Origin of the sequence: Arundinibacter roseus (assembly GCF_004348825.1) — a bacterium.
Taxonomy (GTDB): Bacteria; Bacteroidota; Bacteroidia; order Cytophagales; family Spirosomataceae; genus Arundinibacter; species Arundinibacter roseus.
In genome coordinates, this window is the sequence record NZ_SMJU01000010.1 from 210,038 (window position 1) to 230,646 (window position 20,609).

General features: G+C 45.3%; 21 protein-coding genes. All 21 read left to right on the forward strand.

The window, feature by feature from the left end; translation table 11 throughout:
• The first annotated feature begins 4 nt into the window (after positions 1 to 4).
• The 21 genes from EZE20_RS16990 to EZE20_RS17085 all read left to right on the forward strand — a co-directional run bounded on the left by EZE20_RS16990 (position 5) and on the right by EZE20_RS17085 (position 20,605).
• Positions 5 to 742, forward strand: a complete 738-nt coding sequence (locus EZE20_RS16990; RefSeq protein WP_132119847.1) for a tyrosine-protein phosphatase — start codon at positions 5 to 7, stop codon at positions 740 to 742.
• Entirely contained in the window at positions 726 to 3,167 is a 2,442-nt protein-coding gene (locus tag EZE20_RS16995; RefSeq protein WP_132119849.1) for a GumC family protein, read from the forward strand. Before EZE20_RS16990 ends, EZE20_RS16995 begins: the two co-directional genes overlap by 17 nt.
• Before the next feature lie 22 nt (positions 3,168 to 3,189).
• The gene (locus tag EZE20_RS17000) at positions 3,190 to 4,062 is read left to right on the forward strand and encodes an N-acetylneuraminate synthase family protein (RefSeq protein ID WP_132119851.1); all 873 of its coding nucleotides are present in this window, start codon (positions 3,190 to 3,192) and stop codon (positions 4,060 to 4,062) included.
• A complete protein-coding gene (locus EZE20_RS17005) occupies positions 4,059 to 4,784 on the forward strand; it encodes an acylneuraminate cytidylyltransferase family protein (RefSeq protein WP_199879913.1) in 726 nt (241 codons plus the stop codon). Before EZE20_RS17000 ends, EZE20_RS17005 begins: the two co-directional genes overlap by 4 nt.
• 3 nt (positions 4,785 to 4,787) lie before the next feature.
• On the forward strand, positions 4,788 to 5,753 hold the full coding sequence (locus EZE20_RS17010; RefSeq protein ID WP_132119853.1) for a Gfo/Idh/MocA family protein: 966 nt from the start codon (positions 4,788 to 4,790) through the stop codon (positions 5,751 to 5,753).
• 22 nt (positions 5,754 to 5,775) lie between these two features.
• Positions 5,776 to 6,615 carry an SDR family oxidoreductase gene (locus tag EZE20_RS17015; RefSeq protein WP_132119855.1) on the forward strand — a complete coding sequence of 280 codons (840 nt, stop codon included), beginning with the start codon at positions 5,776 to 5,778 and terminating at the stop codon, positions 6,613 to 6,615.
• Positions 6,600 to 7,085, forward strand: a complete 486-nt coding sequence (locus EZE20_RS17020; protein WP_228713835.1) for a KdsC family phosphatase — start codon at positions 6,600 to 6,602, stop codon at positions 7,083 to 7,085. The genes EZE20_RS17015 and EZE20_RS17020 overlap by 16 nt, the downstream gene beginning before the upstream one ends.
• Positions 7,082 to 7,942: an ABC transporter permease gene (locus tag EZE20_RS17025; protein ID WP_132119856.1), complete on the forward strand. Its 861-nt coding sequence runs from the start codon at positions 7,082 to 7,084 to the stop codon at positions 7,940 to 7,942. Before EZE20_RS17020 ends, EZE20_RS17025 begins: the two co-directional genes overlap by 4 nt.
• Before the next feature lie 4 nt (positions 7,943 to 7,946).
• Positions 7,947 to 9,221 (forward strand): ABC transporter ATP-binding protein, encoded by a 1,275-nt coding sequence (locus EZE20_RS17030; protein WP_132119858.1) that lies wholly within the window; start codon positions 7,947 to 7,949, stop codon positions 9,219 to 9,221.
• A 35-nt stretch (positions 9,222 to 9,256) separates the two neighbouring features.
• Positions 9,257 to 10,036 carry an FkbM family methyltransferase gene (locus tag EZE20_RS17035; RefSeq protein ID WP_132119860.1) on the forward strand — a complete coding sequence of 260 codons (780 nt, stop codon included), beginning with the start codon at positions 9,257 to 9,259 and terminating at the stop codon, positions 10,034 to 10,036.
• Positions 10,037 to 10,076: 40 nt separating this feature from the next.
• Positions 10,077 to 10,238, forward strand: coding sequence for a hypothetical protein (locus EZE20_RS24085; protein WP_165933501.1), 162 nt, complete (start codon positions 10,077 to 10,079; stop codon positions 10,236 to 10,238).
• Positions 10,235 to 11,116, forward strand: a complete 882-nt coding sequence (locus tag EZE20_RS17040; protein ID WP_132119862.1) for an alpha-1,2-fucosyltransferase — start codon at positions 10,235 to 10,237, stop codon at positions 11,114 to 11,116. Before EZE20_RS24085 ends, EZE20_RS17040 begins: the two co-directional genes overlap by 4 nt.
• Positions 11,098 to 11,970, forward strand: a complete 873-nt coding sequence (locus tag EZE20_RS17045; RefSeq protein ID WP_132119864.1) for a glycosyltransferase family 2 protein — start codon at positions 11,098 to 11,100, stop codon at positions 11,968 to 11,970. The genes EZE20_RS17040 and EZE20_RS17045 overlap by 19 nt, the downstream gene beginning before the upstream one ends.
• 314 nt (positions 11,971 to 12,284) lie before the next feature.
• Complete coding sequence (locus EZE20_RS17050; RefSeq protein ID WP_165933502.1) at positions 12,285 to 13,157, forward strand: glycosyltransferase family 4 protein; 873 nt, start codon at positions 12,285 to 12,287, stop codon at positions 13,155 to 13,157.
• On the forward strand, positions 13,130 to 14,320 hold the full coding sequence (locus EZE20_RS17055; protein WP_132119868.1) for a glycosyltransferase family 4 protein: 1,191 nt from the start codon (positions 13,130 to 13,132) through the stop codon (positions 14,318 to 14,320). Before EZE20_RS17050 ends, EZE20_RS17055 begins: the two co-directional genes overlap by 28 nt.
• A complete protein-coding gene (locus EZE20_RS17060) occupies positions 14,317 to 15,594 on the forward strand; it encodes a hypothetical protein (RefSeq protein ID WP_132119870.1) in 1,278 nt (425 codons plus the stop codon). Before EZE20_RS17055 ends, EZE20_RS17060 begins: the two co-directional genes overlap by 4 nt.
• Positions 15,591 to 16,145: an acyltransferase gene (locus EZE20_RS17065; protein ID WP_132119872.1), complete on the forward strand. Its 555-nt coding sequence runs from the start codon at positions 15,591 to 15,593 to the stop codon at positions 16,143 to 16,145. The genes EZE20_RS17060 and EZE20_RS17065 overlap by 4 nt, the downstream gene beginning before the upstream one ends.
• A complete protein-coding gene (locus tag EZE20_RS17070; protein ID WP_132119874.1) occupies positions 16,133 to 17,185 on the forward strand; it encodes a glycosyltransferase in 1,053 nt (350 codons plus the stop codon). Before EZE20_RS17065 ends, EZE20_RS17070 begins: the two co-directional genes overlap by 13 nt.
• Positions 17,182 to 18,294 carry a non-hydrolyzing UDP-N-acetylglucosamine 2-epimerase gene (gene wecB / locus EZE20_RS17075; RefSeq protein ID WP_132119876.1) on the forward strand — a complete coding sequence of 371 codons (1,113 nt, stop codon included), beginning with the start codon at positions 17,182 to 17,184 and terminating at the stop codon, positions 18,292 to 18,294. Before EZE20_RS17070 ends, wecB begins: the two co-directional genes overlap by 4 nt.
• A gap of 5 nt (positions 18,295 to 18,299) precedes the next feature.
• Entirely contained in the window at positions 18,300 to 19,568 is a 1,269-nt protein-coding gene (locus EZE20_RS17080; RefSeq protein ID WP_132119878.1) for a hypothetical protein, read from the forward strand.
• Positions 19,565 to 20,605 carry a glycosyltransferase family protein gene (locus tag EZE20_RS17085; RefSeq protein ID WP_132119880.1) on the forward strand — a complete coding sequence of 347 codons (1,041 nt, stop codon included), beginning with the start codon at positions 19,565 to 19,567 and terminating at the stop codon, positions 20,603 to 20,605. Before EZE20_RS17080 ends, EZE20_RS17085 begins: the two co-directional genes overlap by 4 nt.
• Positions 20,606 to 20,609 lie beyond the last annotated feature (4 nt).

Consider the following 20,609-nt stretch of genomic DNA (forward strand, 5'->3'; position numbering starts at 1 on the left):
TGGTATGCATCTTTCTGGACAAAAGCCGTTTTTACACGAAATAGGTTGTGATTTACACGTGCATGTGTTGCCCGGAATAGACGATGGTTCCCCTGATCTGATGGAGAGCATGCAGATTCTGGAAGCTCATTATGAGGCAGGAATCCGGAGGGTGATCGCCACGCCTCATATCCGTTCCGATTTTTTTCAGAATACCCGTCAAACAATTTATGACGCCTGGGCGCTGCTGCATGAACAGGCGCTGCAACGCTGGCCCGACCTCCGCCTGACCTACGCTGCCGAGCACTTCGCGGATGATTATCTGCTACAACTTATTGAAAGCGACAAGCTACTGCCGCTCTTCGATCGCTATGTGCTTATCGAAACTTCTATGCGGGTGGAGCAACCCTATTTTATGGAAATTGTAGAACGGTTGATTGAAAAAAACTGGAAACCCGTACTAGCTCACCCCGAACGCTACCGCCCCTGGCACCAAAAGCCCGACCGCTACGCACAACTTCGGGAAATGCAGGTGATTTTTCAGGTAAATCTCCTTTCACTAGGTGGAATGTATGGCGCTCCCGAGCAGAGAATGGCTGAGCAATTGATTCAAAAAGGGTGGATTGGAGCTGTCGGGACCGATCTTCATCGGGTTAGTCAGTTTAAATATTTAAGAAAAGCAGCTCAAAATCCTGCGTATGGCAGGCTATGTTCCGTTTCTCTGTTAAACCATCAGTTACTGAAACATGAAGCAAGAAACTGATAACGCACTATTTGAAAAGTTGCTGGGCAACGCTGAATCGATCGACTTTTTGAAACTAATCAAAGTTTTTCTAAGCCGTTGGTGGTGGATTGTCACATCAGTGGTTCTGGCGGGGATTGTGTGTTTCTTATATTTAAAAATAGTAACCCCTTTATACATAGGCTCAGTTACGCTTAAATATACGAGTAAACAATCTGAACTTGACGGACTAACCGGGGGAAACTCTCCTCTGATGCTGGGAACGGGAAATATTGATTACCTGACCGAAAAATTTAATGTACGCTCACCTGAGGTAGTCAAAAATGCGCTTGTGAAGCTCAACAACCCGTTTTCGTTTTATCGTCTAAAAGCTTTCCGGCGGGTGGATGTGTATCCGTTTCAGCCGATTGAACTGGAAGTACTGGATTTTGATGCGGATACCTATCAATACGGAATTTTTACGCTGGACGAAGAACTCCAACTGCGCTATCAGGTAGGCGCAAATGAGCGGCTCATACCATTAAAAAAGCGCTCAGTAGTAACCTTGCCCGGACTTATTTTCAGAGTGAAAGAAATTCATACTGCGCCCGGCTACCTGTACGAATTCAGCTACAACGACCCGCAACGCCTGACCAATCAGTTTGTGGGGCGAATCGACATGGAAGAAACCGAAGACGCTATGCCTGTCATGAATCTTCTGTTTCGACACCATAATGTTGATTTTACCAAAGATTTTCTTGAAAAACTGGTTGAATCGTACGAAGAAAATGACCTTCGGCAAAAACAGCAATCATCCGATCTGACGATTCATTTTATTAAGGATCAGGTAAATATTTACTCTGCTTCCCTCAAAGAGGCCGCCCGGGAACTGGAACTTTTCAAGCAAAAAAATCAACTACTCGATGTAAGCAGCTCTGCTCTGGAAATCACGGGGAAAGTTCGTGAACTGGAACAGCGAAAAAATGAACTGGAAATTCAGAAAGCTTATATTTCTATGCTTGAAAGCAACATGGGCAAGACTTTTGAAACCGTCGATTACCTATCGGTAGGCCTCGACGGCTCCACGGACGCCGTATTGCTTTCGCTTCTGGAAGGGTTTAATTCACTCATTACACAGCGAAAAGGACTCCTGCAAAAATATAGCCCCAAGTCTGCCACAGTACAGAATATCGACGAACAACTAAACAAATTTCGTAGTCAGATTCTGGATAATGTAGCTCTTCAAAAACAAAAAAACAACCGCACGCTGAGTATTTTAAGTGAAAATATTGCCATTCTGAAACGACAGTTTGGACAAATTCCGGCCCTGGAAAAAAACTTCATTTATCTGCAAAGCAACTTTGAAGTAAATAAAGGAATTTACTCCATGCTGGTGAATAAAGAAATTGAGTCGTCTATTGTGCGGGCCGGTATGCTTCCGTCTTTTCGGGTCATTACTCAGTTTGATACGGATAAAGTTTCTCCAAAACCAACCCGCATTATTCTGATATTCCTCATGGGGGGCCTGATGCTGGGACTTGGACTGGTTTGGATGGCGCGAATGCTAAATTCAACGTTTACCGATCCTTCCCGAATAGAACAGCATCCGCGCGTTCAGCTGCTCGGAATTGTACATCACTTTCCGGAAAAAACCAGTATTTCTCCGCAGGATGTTACACGATTTTTGCATGATCGCACCGTGTTTACGGAGTCGCTGACTGCTTTGAGAACCCGCATCAGTTTTTCGAAAACATCGCTAATTAAAGACAACAAGCCCGGGCAGGGAAAATTACTATTAATCACCTCTGAGCAGGCGGGCGAAGGCAAATCGTTTATAACGGTTAATTTAGCTTTATCTTTTTCTAAAATTGGCAAAAAAGTACTGATCATCGGAGCCGACCTCCGAAAATCACGCATTCATTTATACTTCCGCCCGGAGCATCCGTACGGGCTGAGCCAATACCTGGAAGAACCGGGCGATATCAAACGGCTGATCTATTCCTCTACCCAAAAAAATCTGGATTACATTCCAGCCGGGCCGGCGCCTTTTAACCCCGCTGAACTGATGCAGAATGCGGTTTTTGAAGATATTTTAAGTTATTGCCGCGAAACATATGACTATATACTGCTTGACACCGCGCCGGTCGGCCTGGTTTCAGACAATATTCCGTTACTTCGCCATGCGGACTACGTATTGTTCATTGTTCGATGGCTCTATTCAAATCCTGACTCGTTCCGCCTGGCCGGACAGTTGGCTGATGAATACGCACTCAGTGAAGTTTCGGTAATTGTTAATGATTTTGCTCCTGATAATCTGTACAGTAGCCTAATCACGGGAAGCTATTATGGCTCAACGTATAGCCACTACCAATACAACTACGGATATAATGCGAGTGGATATCTGGGCAACGCTCAATCACGATGGAAAAAAATGCTCGGAAAAATAGTTAATTTCAAGAAAAAATAGACCTGACAAGCCAACACACACGATGACTTACACATTGCCCAAAGTAATTTCTGAAATCGGCTGTAACCATATGGGACAGTTTGAAATTGCGAAGGAATTAATCCTCCTCTCCAAAGAGTGCAAGGCCGATTATGCCAAATTTCAGAAGCGCAATTCCAGGGAATTGTTGACCTCGGAACAGTACGAAGCGCCGCATCCGGTGCCCTACAATGCTTACGGTGCGACCTATGGGGCGCATCGGGAGTTTCTCGAATTTTCCCAGGAACAGCATGCCGACCTGAAACGCTATGCCGAATCCATTGGTATAGGGTATACTACATCGGTTTGGGATGTTACTTCTGCTCAGGAAATCATTGAGCTGGCGCCCGAGTTTGTAAAGGTCCCCTCGGCCTGCAACAACCATTTTGAGATGCTCAAACTGCTACGTGACGGGTATGCGGGCGACGTGCATGTGTCTACCGGCATGACCACCCTGGACGAGATTGAGCAATTGGTTGCATTCTTTGAAGAAACCAATCAGGCCAAAAACAGGCTTGTGGTCTATAATTGTACATCGGGCTATCCGGTACCGTTCAAAGATATATGTTTGCTGGAAATCCGACGGATTCAGGAAAACTACGGGGATCGGGTTAAGGAAATCGGTTTTTCGGGACATCATCTGGGAATAGCAATTGACCTGGCGGCCTATACGCTGGGGGCCGTTTGGATTGAGCGCCATTTTACCAAAGACCGCACCTGGCGCGGCACTGATCACGCGGCTTCTCTGGAAGTGCCTGGCCTGCAAAAACTTGTGCGTGATTTGCATCATACATACGAGGCACTTACCTACAAGCCAACGGAGATTCTGGAAATTGAACAGGCACAGCGCGACAAACTTAAATACCGGGTTCATTGAAAAATATTCTCGCTATCATTCCGGCCCGAGGCGGTAGCAAAGGTCTGCCCGATAAAAACATCCTGCCACTTGCGGGCCATCCGCTCATTGCGTACAGCATTAAAGCCGCGCTGGATTCTCCCAGTATTTCACGGGTCATTGTTTCTACGGACTCCGAGGCAATTGCGGACATTGCCCGCAGCTACGGTGCCGAAATTCCATTTATGCGACCTGCCGAACTTGCGCAGGATCAAAGCCTCGACTACGATGTATTTCTGCACGCCCTTTCCTGGCTTAAAGAAAACGAAAACTACTCGCCGGAATTGGTCGCCCAACTCCGGCCAACTTCACCCATTCGCTATGTGGCAGATATTGAAACCTGCATTGAACGCATGGCTGCCTACCCCGAAGCCGATAGCATCCGCATCATTACGCGCGCGGCCAATACGCCTTACAAAATGTGGCGGGCATCCACGGAAGAACAAGCGATGACTCCTTTATTGACGCTCGACGGGCATCCTGAATCATATAACGAACCTCGTCAGAATTTGCCTACGATTTACTGGCAGGTAGGCACCCTCGACGTGATTCGTCCGGAGGTAATTCTTGAAAAAAACAGCATGTCGGGAACAAACGTATTTCCCTATCGCATTGAACCCGAGCAGGCGATTGATATTGACGATATATTTAGCTTCCAACGTGCCGAAGCGTACATTTCGACGCACGACTGCATTAAATTCTAATCCATGATTGATCCCGAAAACCCGGTTGTTGTGTTTGGTGCAGGTTCCATTGGTGAGCGGCATTTGGGCATTCTGCAAAAACTGGGGTATTCCAACTTGTGGGTATACAGGCAGCGGGCCTTGCCATTACGCATCATAGATTCTCAGCATATTCAGGTTTTTACCGATTTGGATTTATTGGATAAAATAAATCCTCAGGCGGCAATAATTTGTACGCCAACGGCTCAGCACCTGGTTCAAACAAAACTTTGCCTCGAAAAGCAAATTCCGGTTTTAGTAGAAAAACCACTTTCACATACCACCGAAGGAATCAATGAGTTAAAGGACATCGTAAGGAGTAACCAAGCCTATATTCAGGTTGCGTACATGCTGCGGTATCATCCTTTTTTTCAAAAAATAAAATCACTGACCCAAAGTAACGAATGGGGCCGACTGCTCAGCGCTCAATCGTATTGGGGCGAATACCTACCCGACTGGCATCCCTGGGAAGACTATCGTCAGTCGTATGCTGCACGCAAAGAATTGGGCGGAGGTGCAGCGCTTACACTTAGCCACGACATTGATCTGATCAATTGGATTGCCGGAAGTGCGGTAAAAAGCTGGAATACGTTGAAAAATTTTAGTGCCCCGCTCGAACTCGACGTAGAATCCGGTTCGGACATTTCGCTGGCTTACGACAGTGGCCTCACGGCGCACTGCCACCTCAATTTCCATGAACGGTTTCCCCGTCGTACCTATCGTTTTGTGTGGGAGAAAGGCTCTATTGAAATAGACTATTTCAAATCCTGCGGTTGGTTCTTTGGCCCCGGCACTGAATCCACGGAGTGGAAACTGCCGGATTTTGATCGAAACCAACTTTTTGAAGCACAAACAAAAGATTTTTTTCAACGGATAAATACAGGTAATTTCGCTGAAAATTCTGTCAAAGCGCTCGACGAATCAGAGGTTATCATAAAGATTTGCTCTTGACACCCTGGTATTATTTTAAATCATGCACGCACAACCATCCATTCATCCCTCCCTTTCAGTTGCCAATAAAGTCATCCTTGTTACCGGAGCCTTTGGCCTGATCGGAAAAACCATTTCGGAGGCTTTTTTACAGCAAGGCGCCCGTGTGGTACTCGCCGATTTGAAACAGGATAGAATGACTTCTTTACAGGAAGAACTTTCCGCTCAGTTTTCTCAAAGTCAATTCCTGATACATGCGCTTGATATTACAGACGAAACCAGCTGCGAGCAGGTCGTAGCGGCCACGGTAGCTGCCTTCGGCTCGTTGGATGTATTGATCAATAATGCCGCAATTGATGCTAAATTTGACAAAGAACACGCAGGAAGTATCAATCCCAGCCGATTTGAAAATTATCCTCCCGAACTGCTGCAACAATCCGTTGATGTAAACCTGACCGGAACGGTGCGCATGACGCAACACGCCTGCCGGCAGATGTTAACCCAAAAGAGCGGACATATCATTAATGTAGCTTCTACATATTCCGTTGTTGCGCCCAACCAAAGTCTATATGATTTTGGCGAGGGAATCAAGCAGTTTAAGCCCATTGACTACATTGCCTCCAAGTCGTTTGTTCCGAATTTTACGCGTTATGTTGCTACTTTTTATGCCAAAGACGGCATTCGGTGTAATGCCATTGTGCCGCATGCCATCTATAACAATCATGATGAGGCATTTTTGGCAAACTTCGCTAAACTTTCACCCATGGGGCGCATGTGTACACGCGAAGAACTCATCGGCCCGTTTACGTTTCTGGCCTCGGACGCATCGAGCTATATGACGGGTTCAATACTTACCGTAGATGGAGGATGGACAGCATGGTAGAAATCAAACTTTTCCTGACCGACGTGGACGGCGTACTTACCGACGGCGGCATGTACTACACCGAAAGCGGCGATGAATTCAAGAAATTCAACACCCGCGACGGCATGGCGTTTGAAATATTACGCAAAGCAGGTATCAAAACGGGAATTATTACGTCTGAAAATACGCAGATGGTAGCCCGAAGAGCAGCCAAGATCAAGGCAGACTACCTCTATCAGGGCCAACGCGATGGCGGTAAACTAGCCGCAGCGCTGGAAATTTGTGAGAAAGAAGGCCTTACCATTCAACAGGTAGCCTACATCGGCGACGACCTGAACTGCATTAGCCTACTGGAAAAAGCAGGTTTGGCAGCTTGTCCGGCTGATGCCGTAGAGGCTGTAAAAAATGTGCCGGGAATCATGCTTCTGTATAAAAAAGGTGGGGAAGGCTGCGTACGGGAATTTGCGGAAAGGATAATCGAAAAGTTATGAGTCTATCGAAACAAACCGACCAATGGGATCTTGAAATACAACCCGAATCGAGTTTCTTTGAACTCAACTGGCGTGAACTTTGGCACTATCGCGATCTAATCCTCCTGTTTGTAAGGCGCGATATAGTGTCAACCTATAAACAAACGATTCTTGGGCCCATTTGGTTTTTTATACAGCCCATTCTGACGACGCTTACCTACGTCATTATTTTTGGAAATATTGCCGGTATTTCAACGGGTGGTGTTCCCAAAATCTTGTTTTATCTGGCAGGTATTACCCTTTGGAATTATTTTCAGGAATGCCTCATGAAAACATCGGATACGTTTATACTCAATCAAAACCTCTTTGGTAAAGTCTACTTTCCACGCCTTGCCATTCCAATTTCAATTGTCATTTCCAATCTTTTTAAGTTTTTCATCCAACTTGCTCTGTTTTTGGTTGCGTGGGTTTATTTCCTGCTACAAGCCGAGAGTCCGATTCAACCTAACGGAACATTAGCACTTTTTCCTGTCTATTTACTTCTGATGTCGGGTTTGGGTTTTAGTTTTGGGGTGCTCATTTCTTCACTTACTACCAAATACCGTGACCTTCGTTTTCTGATTCAATTTGGCGTACAACTGCTTATGTATGGCACGCCAATTGTATATCCGCTCGAAATAGTGCCCGACAAATACCGACTGCTTTTGCTGGCCAACCCGATCACGAGTGTCATAGAAGCTTTCAAATATTCGTTTCTGGGGCAAGGGTATTTTTCCTGGTTCGGATTGGGATATAGTTTGATCTTTATGGTAATTTGCCTGTTTCTCAGCATTCTGGTGTTCAATCGAGTCGAAAAAACCTTCATGGATACCGTCTAAAATTATGTCAGATACAGTCATTCGCGTCGAAAATATCTCTAAACTTTATCAACTCGGTGAAATATCTACCGGAACTTTAAGCCGTGATCTTCATCGTTGGTGGGCCGGTGTACGTGGCAAGGAAGATCCTTTTCGGAAAATCGGGCAAACTAACGACCGAAGTACAAAAGGCAGTAGTGACTATGTGTGGGCTTTACAGGATATTTCATTCGATGTAAAACAGGGAGAAATACTTGGTATTATTGGCAGAAATGGCGCTGGTAAATCTACTCTACTTAAACTTCTATCGCGGGTAACGAAGCCTACCTCCGGGCGGATTCGGGTCAAAGGCCGCATGGCGTCCCTGCTCGAAGTGGGTACGGGCTTTCATCCCGAACTGACAGGTCGTGAGAACATCTTCCTCAACGGCGCGATCATGGGCATGAAGAAAAACGAAATTCGCGCTAAACTGGACGAAATCGTAGACTTTGCCGGTGTAGAACGGTACCTTGATACACCCGTAAAACGCTATTCCTCCGGCATGTACGTACGGCTCGCCTTCGCCGTAGCCGCGCACCTTGAACCGGAAATCCTTGTAATTGATGAAGTATTAGCCGTAGGCGATGCCGAATTTCAGAAAAAGTGCCTGGGCAAGATGAAGGATGTTAGCGAGAAGGATGGGCGAACCGTGCTGTTTGTAAGTCATAATATGGACGCCATTCAGAAACTTTGCAGTCGGGGAATGTTGCTTAATAATGGGCAACTCCACCAACAAGGCGAGCTTAGCAAAGTACTTGATACCTATCTTTCAATAAATAAAAGTGCCGGCGCATCCTTTTTATTTCAGCCGCCTGCAAATCTGGAAGAGTGCCCAGGATATGTAATAAGAGTCACTATTGAGGACTTAGCAGGCACTTTACTCCCTGAAATACCCCTTTGGGATCCCTGGCAGGTTCGGATTCGGTTCAAAGTGCAAAAAACTATTCCTCATTTTGTAGCTGGCATGGGAATTAACACATCCCTTGGCATGCCACTGCAAACTACATGGAGTAAGCCTCAGGATATTAGAGCCGGCGAATATGAGATCATTTTCCAAAATACAGATCTTGCCTACGCTCCCGGCATTTACTACCTCGACATTGGTCTGTCCTCGTACCTGCGGACTTTTCAATATATAAGTCAAACCGTAGCTCTTCATATATCAGATGTTCCTTCCCCACAGCAAACGGCATCAATCATAAATACGAAGAGCGGGTTGCTTTTGAATCAGCTGGAAACACTGTGTACTCAGGTAAAGTAACTTGTTTTAATCTCTACAAAAAACTGATTAAGTAAATGAAATCACTGATTCATACACTCGTTGGCAAAACGCTTTACCTTCGTTTACACATCTGGAAAAAAAGAATATTTGGTAAAAGTAAAGACATTGAAAAACAGGATTTTCTCAAAAGAAAGAGATTCTATGCTTCATTTGTACAAAAGGGAGATTTATGTTTTGATGTAGGAGCCAATCTTGGCAACCGAATCGAGCCCCTGCTTGCCCTTGGAGCACGTGTTGTAGCCGTAGAACCGCAGGAATTTTGCTACACAGAACTCTTGAAAAAATTTGGAAATAGAATCGAACTCGTAAAAAAAGGCTTAGGCGAAAAGGAAGAGACAAAGGAGTTTTTTGTGGCAGATGCACACACAATTTCTTCATTTTCAGTCGAATTTATAGAAAAAGTAAAAAATGGCCGGTTCAAACAGCATCAGTGGAGCCCTCCCATTGAAGTTGAGATGACAACACTTGATGCCCTCATTGAAACGTTTGGCACTCCTCGATTTATAAAAATTGACGTAGAAGGCTATGAACTGGAAGTACTCAAAGGACTTTCATCGCCTGTCAATATGATTAGTTTTGAGTACATGGTTCCGGAGCAAACAGCAAAAGTTTTGGCATGTATGCAGCAATTGGAAATCATAAGCGCAGATTGCGAGTATAATTTCAGCGTGGGAGAATCCATGAGTTTCGCCAATGAACGCTGGTTATCGCCTTCTGAAATGAAAACTTTTGTCCAAAGTAAAGCATTTAATGACACCGAATTCGGTGATGTGTACTGCCGCCATCGGCCGTAATAGTAAGCTATGTTTTAATGCTCATCGAATTTACACAGCTTTGCAGGTAGTTACACAATTCAGTGAATTAGGGCTCACGCTTCGCGAGTTTACATACATTCCTGAGAAACAAGGCGGACTGCTACGAGATGCAGACGTTCAAACATTCACAACTGACGATAGCTACGGCTGTGGCTGCTTCTGGTTTAGTAAAGAAAAATGATAGTCGTAAAATTACAGGGAGGTCTTGGAAATCAACTGTTTCAGTACGCTACAGCTAAGGCAGTAGCCATGGTGCACCAAACAGAAGTGGCTTTTGACGGACAATTTTTCGCTACTTCATCTCTTCAAAACATCCATACACCCCGGCAGTATGAACTCAATAACGTTGGAATTGCATTTAGAAAACCTTCTTTGTTGGATCAGATTTCATACGAAATGCTTGCAAATACAAAAATAGCCGGGAAATTTCTTCGCAGGCTTCGATCTGCGAGAATATACGCTGAAAATAAATCTAATTATACCAGTGAAATTTTTGAAAAAACCACATCAAATACCTATTTAAAAGGCTTTTTTCAATCAGAAAGATACTTTCTATCTATTCGCCCGATCTTGCTAAGGGAGATACTCCTTGATTACTCCGAAGCACCTACTTACGCAGAACAAATCATGAGTACGCAAGCCGTTAGCCTTCACATTCGGCGAGGAGATTACATCAGCCTTCCAGCTGCGGCTCAGTTTCATGGCATCTGTTCTCTTGATTATTACTCAAACGCTATTGACTATATTCAGTCGAAAATCACGAATCCACACATTTATGTTTTTTCTGATGAAATAGACTGGGCAAAAAATAAGCTCAAGGCGTCGGTTCCCCTTACATTCGTCGATCATGCTAATCCGGTTTCTGCTCATACTGACCTATCGCTAATGCACCTGTGCAAGCATCACATTCTGGCCAATAGTACGTATAGCTGGTGGGGTGCCTGGCTAAATCCATCACCTAAAAAAATAGTAATTGCACCGAAAATATGGTTTGCAGACCACTCTGCTCAAGAATTTACTGACGATCTTCTGCCTGCTTCATGGATTCGATTAGCGTAATAATACCGACCTGGAACCGAGCCGATACATTAGAAAAATGCATCAGAAGCGTGTTGGCGCAAACCATCGAGGTTTCGGAGATTTTGATTTGTGACGATGGTTCAACGGACGATTCAGAAAAAGTAGTGGCAGCAATTTCCGATCCACGCATTGTGTGGATACCGGGTAATCGTTCTGGCGGTCCGGCTACGCCCCGCAACCGTGGAGTGGCGATAAGTACCAGTGAATGGCTTGCATTTTTGGATAGTGACGATGCCTGGGCACCCGAAAAACTAGCCACCCAACTTACCTTTGCAAAGGAAAATAAGTTTTTAGCTGTTTGCAGCAACGGATTCAGAGTACTTGCAGACGGCGCATACTCAATATTTCATGGACCGGAACAATGCATAAAGGGGCTTTCAGAAACTTTGACTTTTGAAACCCTTCTACAAATCAATTTTGTGATTTGTAGCAGTGTGATTTTGCATAAAACCCTTCTGAAACCGGCTTTTGGCTTCCCTGAACAGTCATCACTAAAAGCAGTGGAAGACTACGCCTTATGGTTAAGAATTGCCTCTACCCACGACTTTGGATACCTTTTGCAGCCAATGGTGCTTTATCGTGATACGCCACAGACAAGTATTCGAAAAGGTGATTCTGTGGAGATTCAGAAAAAAAAAATTAAAGAGGTCTATAAAGATCTCCTGGCATGGAATCAGGAAGTTAATTTGCTGAATACGCATCAAAAAAGGTTGGTAAACCAACGGATCAAGCAGGTTAAATGCGGCCCATTTGAGACCTTTATGAGTAGAATAAAACGGTTATTCATTCGTTCGCTCTTTTCTTCAGGAACCGATAAACCGAAGGCATCATGAAAAAAATCAAGGCAATAATCCATCACATTTTCTTGATCCCGGCTCTTGTTCTTCTATATATTCAAGTAAAAAGACTAGGGAATAAAATCCGTCTCTTTTGCTTTTTCCCATTCTACCAAACCGGCGGTTCTGAACGAGTGCATGCAGACATAATTCAAAGTATCAGCTCTGATTTAACTAAGAATCAATTAGTTATTTTTTTAACAAAAAACTCAAAATCAAATACTTATAAAGACTTCTTTTACAAGCATAGTTCCTGCTTTGAAGTTCATTCTCTGGAAAGATCAAGATTCAAACCTTTACTATTAAGACTTTTGGCAAATGCTATTAGCCGTTCGTCTAACCCTGTCGTATTCGGTGCCAATGCCACCCTCTTATTCGACCTTATCCCTTTTTTGCCTGACCATGTAAAAATCATTGATCTTACCCATTCGTTTGTCCCCGAGGCTATGAACCCCGTGGAGGTCCGAAGTCTGCCGTATTTGAATCGCCTCACCAAGCGAATTGTTATTCACGAAAATGTAAAACTGGATTACCAAAAACTGTATCAACAAGCCGGAATAACAGATCAAAAATGGCTGGATCACATAGAAGTTGTGCACAACAAAGTTGGTTTTCCTCGATGGAATATTCAGCACAAAGTGTACGCTGTTCCGCCCCTTAAAGTCTTGTTTGTAGGGCGAAACAGCCCGGAAAAACGTATTGGTTTGATTGGTAAAATTGCCCACATTCTCCGTAACGATGCGATTCAGTTCACACTTGTAGGGGGCAGAGTGGCAGACTCGGTAGCAGAAAAACATCGCCCATATATCGATTTTGCAGGAGAAATTACTGCTCCTGCGCAGCTTACCGAACTTTATAAATCCCATCACGTAATTCTTCTTACTTCCCGTCGTGAGGGCCTCCCGCTGGTACTTATGGAAGGTATGGCGCACGGGGCGGTCCCTGTGACCACACGAGTGGGTGGAATCGGCTACCATGTACTTCACCTACGAAATGGCTGCCTGATCGAAAACCATGAGGATGAAGAACAGATTGTGCAGGAAATGGTCGTCTGTCTTCGTCAGCTTTCGGAGCAACCTGAATTCCTGAAAACGTTGGGAAAGGCTGCACAAGATTCTATTTTCCAGGAATTTAGTGATGAACAATTTACCCAAAAATGGCAGAATTTACTGCTACACCCATGAAAGCAAAACCTCGTAAAGTCCTGGTAATTTTGGCTCATACCGGAAGTGGTGGCGACACACAGTCGATATTCAATCTGCTTTCAGTTTTGTCTTTGGAAGGTTTTGATTTCCATTTTTTAAGCTATCAGCGAGGTGTTACACATACAAATTTTCAGCGTTTTGGTAAGATTTACACATTCCCTCTTGACGAAAAACCGTTGGTCAGGCGCATCATGAGGCGCTTTTTTCTATCAACTTTTGAGTGGTTAAAGAATAGATACGGTCGATATTTAATTAAAAAACTCAACCCTGATTTTGTCTATCTGAACACCGTCAACGAAAATGAATTTAGTAGTGCCGCCGTACAATCAGGCCGCCGATTTGTCGTCCATATCCATGAAATGGGCTTCGTAGTCACGCAACGTATGCGCCCTGCCTGGATAGAAACATTAGTGAATAAAGCAGAACTTGTCATTAGTCCGGCGCAGGCAGTTTCTGAATTTTATCAGGATGTATATGGTTTGCAAAAAGACAAAATCCGACTCATTTATGAAACCGTAGACGCTGTCCGGCTTGAAGACCACAACCCTGGCACTTCTTTTCGAGCGGCACATAATATACCTGAAAATGCGATTCTTGTCGGGGCTGCAGGATCGGTTATTTATCGCAAAGGGGTTGATCTATTGGTAAATGCCTGTGCTGAAATCCAACAGCTACGGCCCGAGCAACCTTGTTTATTTTTGTGGCTCGGAGGCTACCCCGACGAACTGCAAAGGCAACCATTTTTTCGGTCTATACAAAAATCCATTGCTCGTAAAAATCTATCTGAACACTTTCGGTTTTTGCCCTACACTCCGCAGGTAAGCGATTTTTATGGGCATTTGGATATATTTGTTTTGCCATCACGCATGGAAGCGTTTCCGTTGGTGGTGCTGGAAGCGCTCTTAAAAGAAATACCCGTAGTGGCTATGGATGTTGCGGGTGTGCGCGAAGTAATAGACCAACAAACGGGCTATCTGGTCAAAGATCAAAGTTCGGAAGGCCTGGCCGAGGGCATTCGTTACTTTCTGGAAAGCCAAGACCGTCGAAAAACCGCAGGCAAGCAAGGACGGGCACGGGTCCTTGAACAATTTGAGGCAAGGGTTCAGGCACCCAAATGGCTTCACTTACTACAAAATCTATGAAAATCGCCTTTGTTGTCTCGTTTTTTGACTTCCGCAACGATGTCCGTCGGGTTATTACGGAGGCTGCCCGGCAGCATGAGGTAGTCCTTTTGGGCCGGCCCGAGCATGAGGATGCTATTCGTCGGCATTTACCATCAGGCGTGGAGTTTCGATGTATTCAGGAAAAAAACACTGGCGTTTGGAATGCACTTTGGGAGCGCTTGTACCTGCTTTTTAGACGTCTTCCCCGCAGCCGATCCAACTTCTTTTTGATGGAACTTTTTAAGGCAAGCAATCAACCAAACGCTACGGCCAAAGCAAAAGCAATGACGCTGCTACGCTGGTCACAAAAACTACCTAAGTTTATTTCCTACGATTTCTATCTTCGTAGGCTACGGTATCAGGCAGGAACACAACTAAATGACATTGAGCGATTTATTTGTTTTACCGCCCTTGCAGATGATTACCTGCTGGCTCGGCTCTTGAACGAGAAAAAATCTGTACGAGTATATGTATACAGCTGGGATCATCCCTGCAAGCATACCTGTTTTTCTCAACGCGCTACCTATGCGTGCTGGTCTGAGGGGATTAGGGAAGATGTAATTTCGTTGCAAAAAATTTCCCAAAAACAGGTTAAGGTTACGGGCGCCAGTCAGTTTGGCTACATACACGAGTACTTGCACCTTCCCAAATTGACCCAAAGAGCTTTGCCCTTTCGGTATATCTATTTTGGTTGCGCTATCGGAATATCTGAGCTCGTACCTCACGAACTTCGTCTGATTGAACTACTTTCGAAAGTTTTGCTCAGAGTACAGCCCAACTGGATGTTGCTGATTAGGCCGTATCCGGTATTAGCTAATTGGGAGCTTTACGAAGCCCTTCGGAAGCTTCCCAATGTCGTATTTGACGATGCTTTTCGCATGCAGGATGCGTCGGTACAGGAGGATAATATTCAAAAAAAATATACTACCATTCAGCAAGCCGAGGCATTTTTTCACCTTGGCACAACGATGGGCCTGGAAGCATGTTTTACAGAAACCCCTTCATTTATTATTGATTTTGGCTATACAAGCAAAGAGGGATTAAGTTTGTATAACTTTATTCATCAATATCAAAACGATCGGCACTTGATCCAGGAAGCACCCCAAAATGCTATTCGTTCGGAAGCACATTTGGCAGAAGTTTTACAAGCGCCGGATGATCCCAGCTATCGCGAATTAAATAAGACGATCCAACAGAAGTATGCCTTGCAATCTTTTGCTGGTTTTACGGAGAATCTAATTGAAGGATTATGAAAAAACGGCTTACCCATTTTTACATCGCCTGGCAGGCATTCAATGATTACCTCTACCGGGAATGGATCATGCGTGTACCATTTTATCTGTTCAGGCTATTTTTTATAAAAAAAACGCTGGCAAAACTTGGGCAAAACTGCTTTATTGCCATGGAGATTGAAACTCGGTACGGCAAAAATATTTCCATCGGAGACAATTGCATTATTAATAAAAAGGTGCTGCTCGACGGACGCGGAGGGAGGCTAACACTGGAAAATAACGTGGATGTTGCTCAGGAAGTTAACATATGGACCTTATCCCACGATCCGCAGCACGATTACCATGCCACCAAAGGTGCTGATGTGTACATTGAAGAATACGTGTGGATTGCCTCCCGCGTTACTATTTTGCCCGGAGTACGGATTGGCCGGGGTGCAGTAGTGGCGACGGGCAGTGTGGTTACCAAAAATGTGCCGCCTATGACCATTGTCGCGGGTGTTCCTGCCAAAGTTGTTGGTCAACGGACGAGTCGATTGCAATATACCCTCAATCATCAGCCATGGTTTCGATAGCAACCAAAACAACAATCGCCTGCCTGCCCGTGGCTGGGCCTCAAAATCCGTATCAACGGTTGATGATTGAGGGGCTCAATCATGAAGAACGGCTCCACGCATTTAGTGGCATACACGACAAGTTTTGGGGCATTGGCCGTACAGTCCTGAAACATCGGCCTGACTACCTGCATTTTGACTGGATCATCTCGTACTATTTCAGGAGATTTTCGATTCTTACCTATTTGAGTGTTTTCACGTTTTGCGCCCAAATCTTTCTGACTCGTCTTCTAGGTGTAAAGATCGTATGGACGCTTCACAATATAGTCCCACACGATATGACGCACCAATTGGCTGTTCATCGGTTTTGCCAGCGATTTCTGGCCCGACGCTGCGAGTGGATCCGCGTGTTTGCCACTAGTACCATTGCCGAAGCCGCCGAGGAATTACGAATTTCAGACACTCGATTTCGTGTAGTTCCCGAAGGCGACTACACGGCTGTCTATCCCGATACGATTACGCAAGAGCAAGCACGAACCTACCTGAACCTACCGGCTCAGGCCCGAATTATGCTCTATCTTGGGCTTATAAAACCTTATAAAGGTGTGCTTGAACTCGTCAGGCATATGAAAAAACTGGATACCCCCAATACATTCCTGCTCATTGCGGGCAAAGGTATGGATTCAACGTATGTCGAAGAAATTCGAAATGAGCTGATTCCTTCCATCATGTTGGTAGATCGATTTATTGAAACAGACGAATTGCAGTACTTTTTCCAGGCAGCTGATGTAGTCGTGCTGCCCTTTAAAAAAATAGAAAATTCGGGCTCGGTTATTATGGCAATGGGATTTGCCAAACCCATCATCGCACCCGCCGCAGGCGCTGTAACCGAACGCCTCGCCGGGCAAAGCCAATGGCTGTTTTCTTCCGCGGACGAGCTGCCGGAAAAAATTACGGGGTTAATAAACGCCACAGATCAGGAGCTGAAAACCATCGGAAAGCGTAACTTTGGCGTTTTGTCGAACCACCGCTGGGAACATTTTGCCCTTCTCTTTTCATGAAAATACTAACCGTCATCGGCACGCGCCCCGAAGCCATCAAAATGGCTCCCCTCATCCGACTCCTTAACCAAACACCGGAATTTGAACATAAACTATGCTCAACCGGGCAGCATCGGCAAATGCTGGCGCAGGTCATGGATTTTTTTGAAATAGAAGCGGACTTTGATCTTGACATTATGCAGCCCGGTCAGGATTTGACCGATATCACCTGCCGGATTTTACAAGGCATGCGGCAAGTTTTAGCAGATTTTCAGCCCGATTGGGTACTGGTCCACGGTGATACAACAACTTGTTTGGCAGCGACTTTGGCAGCTTTTTATGCAGGTATCAAGGTAGGCCACGTAGAAGCAGGCCTGCGAACAGGAAACTTGCAGGCGCCGTTTCCCGAAGAAGCCAACCGCCTGCTCGTCGACCGCCTGGCAACGGCGTACTTTGCCCCTACCCAACGTAACGTAGACAATCTGCTCAAAGAAGGGGTAAGCGCCGACCGCATTGTCCAGACCGGCAACACGGTGATTGATGCGTTGCTATGGGCTACCAATAAAGTACGGGGCTTCTCTTTGAAAGTCCCCAAAGCCGTTCAGGAAGCATTTACTCTGGACCGTCGTGTGCTGCTTGTAACTGGTCACCGCCGGGAAAATTTCGGGGAGGGCTTTGAACAGATTACCGAAGCTATTCGGGTGCTGGCTACTACCTATCCAGAACTTGCCATTGTGTATCCCGTACACCTCAATCCAAACGTGCAGCAGCCTGTACAGGCCCGGCTGACCGAAATTCCCAACGTATATTTGACCGCACCGTTCGAGTATCCGGATTTTATTTTTGCCATGAAACATAGCTGGCTTATCCTCACAGATTCAGGAGGTGTACAGGAAGAGGCCCCTTCGCTGGGCAAACCGGTGCTGGTCATGCGTGATACCACAGAGCGCCCCGAAGCGGTGGAAGCGGGAACGGTGCAGCTGGTAGGGGCTCATCGAGAGCGCATTGTGGCCGCCGTACAGCAGATGTGGCAAAACCACTTAGCTACCGTGCCGGTCAACCCCTATGGCGATGGCTTTGCCAGTCAGCGCATTGTATCATTTTTAAGCCAGGCACCCTCTTTTCTATGAACAAAATGTCTTCTTTTATAGCTTCCCAACGAAACGTTCTGATGTATGTCGTGGCCATTTTCCTATTGGCCGGCGCCATATACGCATCGTTTTTTTTCTGGCGAAGTCAGCGCATGAGTACCAATTGGATGGGCCCGTTTCTGTCAGCAGCCCAACATCTCCAACCCGGTGAACGGACGTTTTTGATTGATCTGGAAGATGTTTTAAGATTCAAATCCTTGGACAATGTGGTGCAGGAAGATGCCTATCATTTTGCGCAAAGCACAAATACTCAGCCCTATATCTACGACCCAATTGGCTACCCATACCTGATCAAAGCGGCCACACTACTTTTCCCCTGGGCGGGAAATCAGCTGGCGATAATACTGCTGCAATGTCTCGTGCACAGCCTTCTTTGTATCTGTGTATTTACAGCACCAGGACTACCGATGGGATTCAGAATGTTATTCTTTGGGTTCTATGCACTCAATCCACTGATTCTGAGATTCGTCATATTCAATCACTATTACTTCTGGCAGGCAATTCCGTCCTTTTGGCTACTATTCGGGGCCTTGGGCATTCGGGCAAAATTCGGCTGGGCAGTTCTTTTCCTGACCCTCCCTTTGGTTTTACTAGCCCGGCCTACGACCCTTTTTATTTGCCTGTTCTGCCTGCTTGTTCTGTATCGGTTTGGGCCAAAAGCAAGAGCTTTGGGATATACGATATTTTTTATTACAACGGTAACATTCCTTTATGTTCCCAATCAAAAAAACCCCTGGCACACCATGTATGTTGGTATAGGCGGATACTCAAATCCGACTGGCATAAAACTAAGTGATGAGTCGGGTTATGCACTTTTTGAGGAAAACACGGGCAAGCTACTCAACGCATCAACGGGAGGAAATTACTTTGAACCCAAGGTCCAAAACACCTACCATATGCTTACTCGTCAGGCCTATCTTTCAGCGTGGAAACAGCATCCTTTTCTACTTATAAAAAATAGTGTCGTGTATTTTTTTGGTGCATTTAGTTTAGGATATATAAACAAAGCTCCTGATTGGCTTAACTATTTTTTGGCTGCCACAGGGTTCTTATATTTTGTATTTCTACTATATAAAAGAAAATATTGGCTACTTGCAGCAAGCACTATTACCGTCATTGGCTTTGCGCCCTACTATCCACCCATTCAGGCCTATATGTACGGCAACTACCTGCTACTGATTTGGGCATTGATTGAAGTCATCCTGCCTTTTTTCCCCAAGTCATGGTCTGACACAAATCCCGCTGATTCATGAAGCCGTCCATCCTATATCTTTCTTTTAATGATGGCAGCGATATGCGGGTAAACAAGGAGCTGCGCACGCTGAGTCAAAAAGCATCCGTAACCCTGCTGGCGTTGGGAGAGCGGTCGCAGTGCTATGCCGAAATCCATGTAGAAAAGCTGGTCTTCGTGGAAGGCTCTCGGAAGGCTGTTTCGACTTTGCTACGCTATATTGTTACTGGCATTTATTTACTTGTCAGTCGCCGCTACCACTCAGTACATGTAATAAATGAACCGCAACTGATCATTTTTTGGCCATTTTTATGGTTTCAAAAGCGGGTTGTACTTGATATCTTCGACTCTATTTTCCTGCGAAAGAATCGGCCCGGAAATCAATTGGCCTGGCTGAAAAAAATCGTGTATGCACCCCTGCATCAGGCACTCGTGACTGACGAAAACAGGCTTGAACTTCTTCCTGATTTTCTAAAAAAAAACGCCCGCATTGTCCCGAATTACCCATACCGACTGGCTCAACTTCCTCTAAAAGAACGCTCTGCCGGACTTAGGGTCATGTATTTTGGCTGGTTGGGTGAATTGCGAGGCACGCAAACCATCGCAGGACTCCTTGCTGCTGATCCGGCACTGACCGTATGGATGGCTGGCTGGCTCACCGACGACGCCTCGCGTGAACTTACGCAGCACCCGCGCGTGCGGTGGTTAGGAGTGATACCTCAGGCAGAAGCGCTCAACAAAGCTGCTCAGGTTGCCGATTACATTTTATGTGTATATGCGCCCATAAACGATAATAATATTAACGCCAGCCCAAATAAAATCTACGATGCCATTCAGACCTGTACGCCCGTAATTATAAATGCGGAAGTAAAGGTATCGGCATTTGTAACGGAGTTGCAACTTGGACACGTGATTCCTTCATATGAAGTAACGAACTACCAAATTCTAGCCCAACAGCTGTTACAAAAGCGAAATACATTTACATTTAAGGAAGAAATCAGGCAAGCTTATACCTGGGAGAAGGTAGAAGAACGCCTTCATCTGGCGCATGATATGTAGTTTA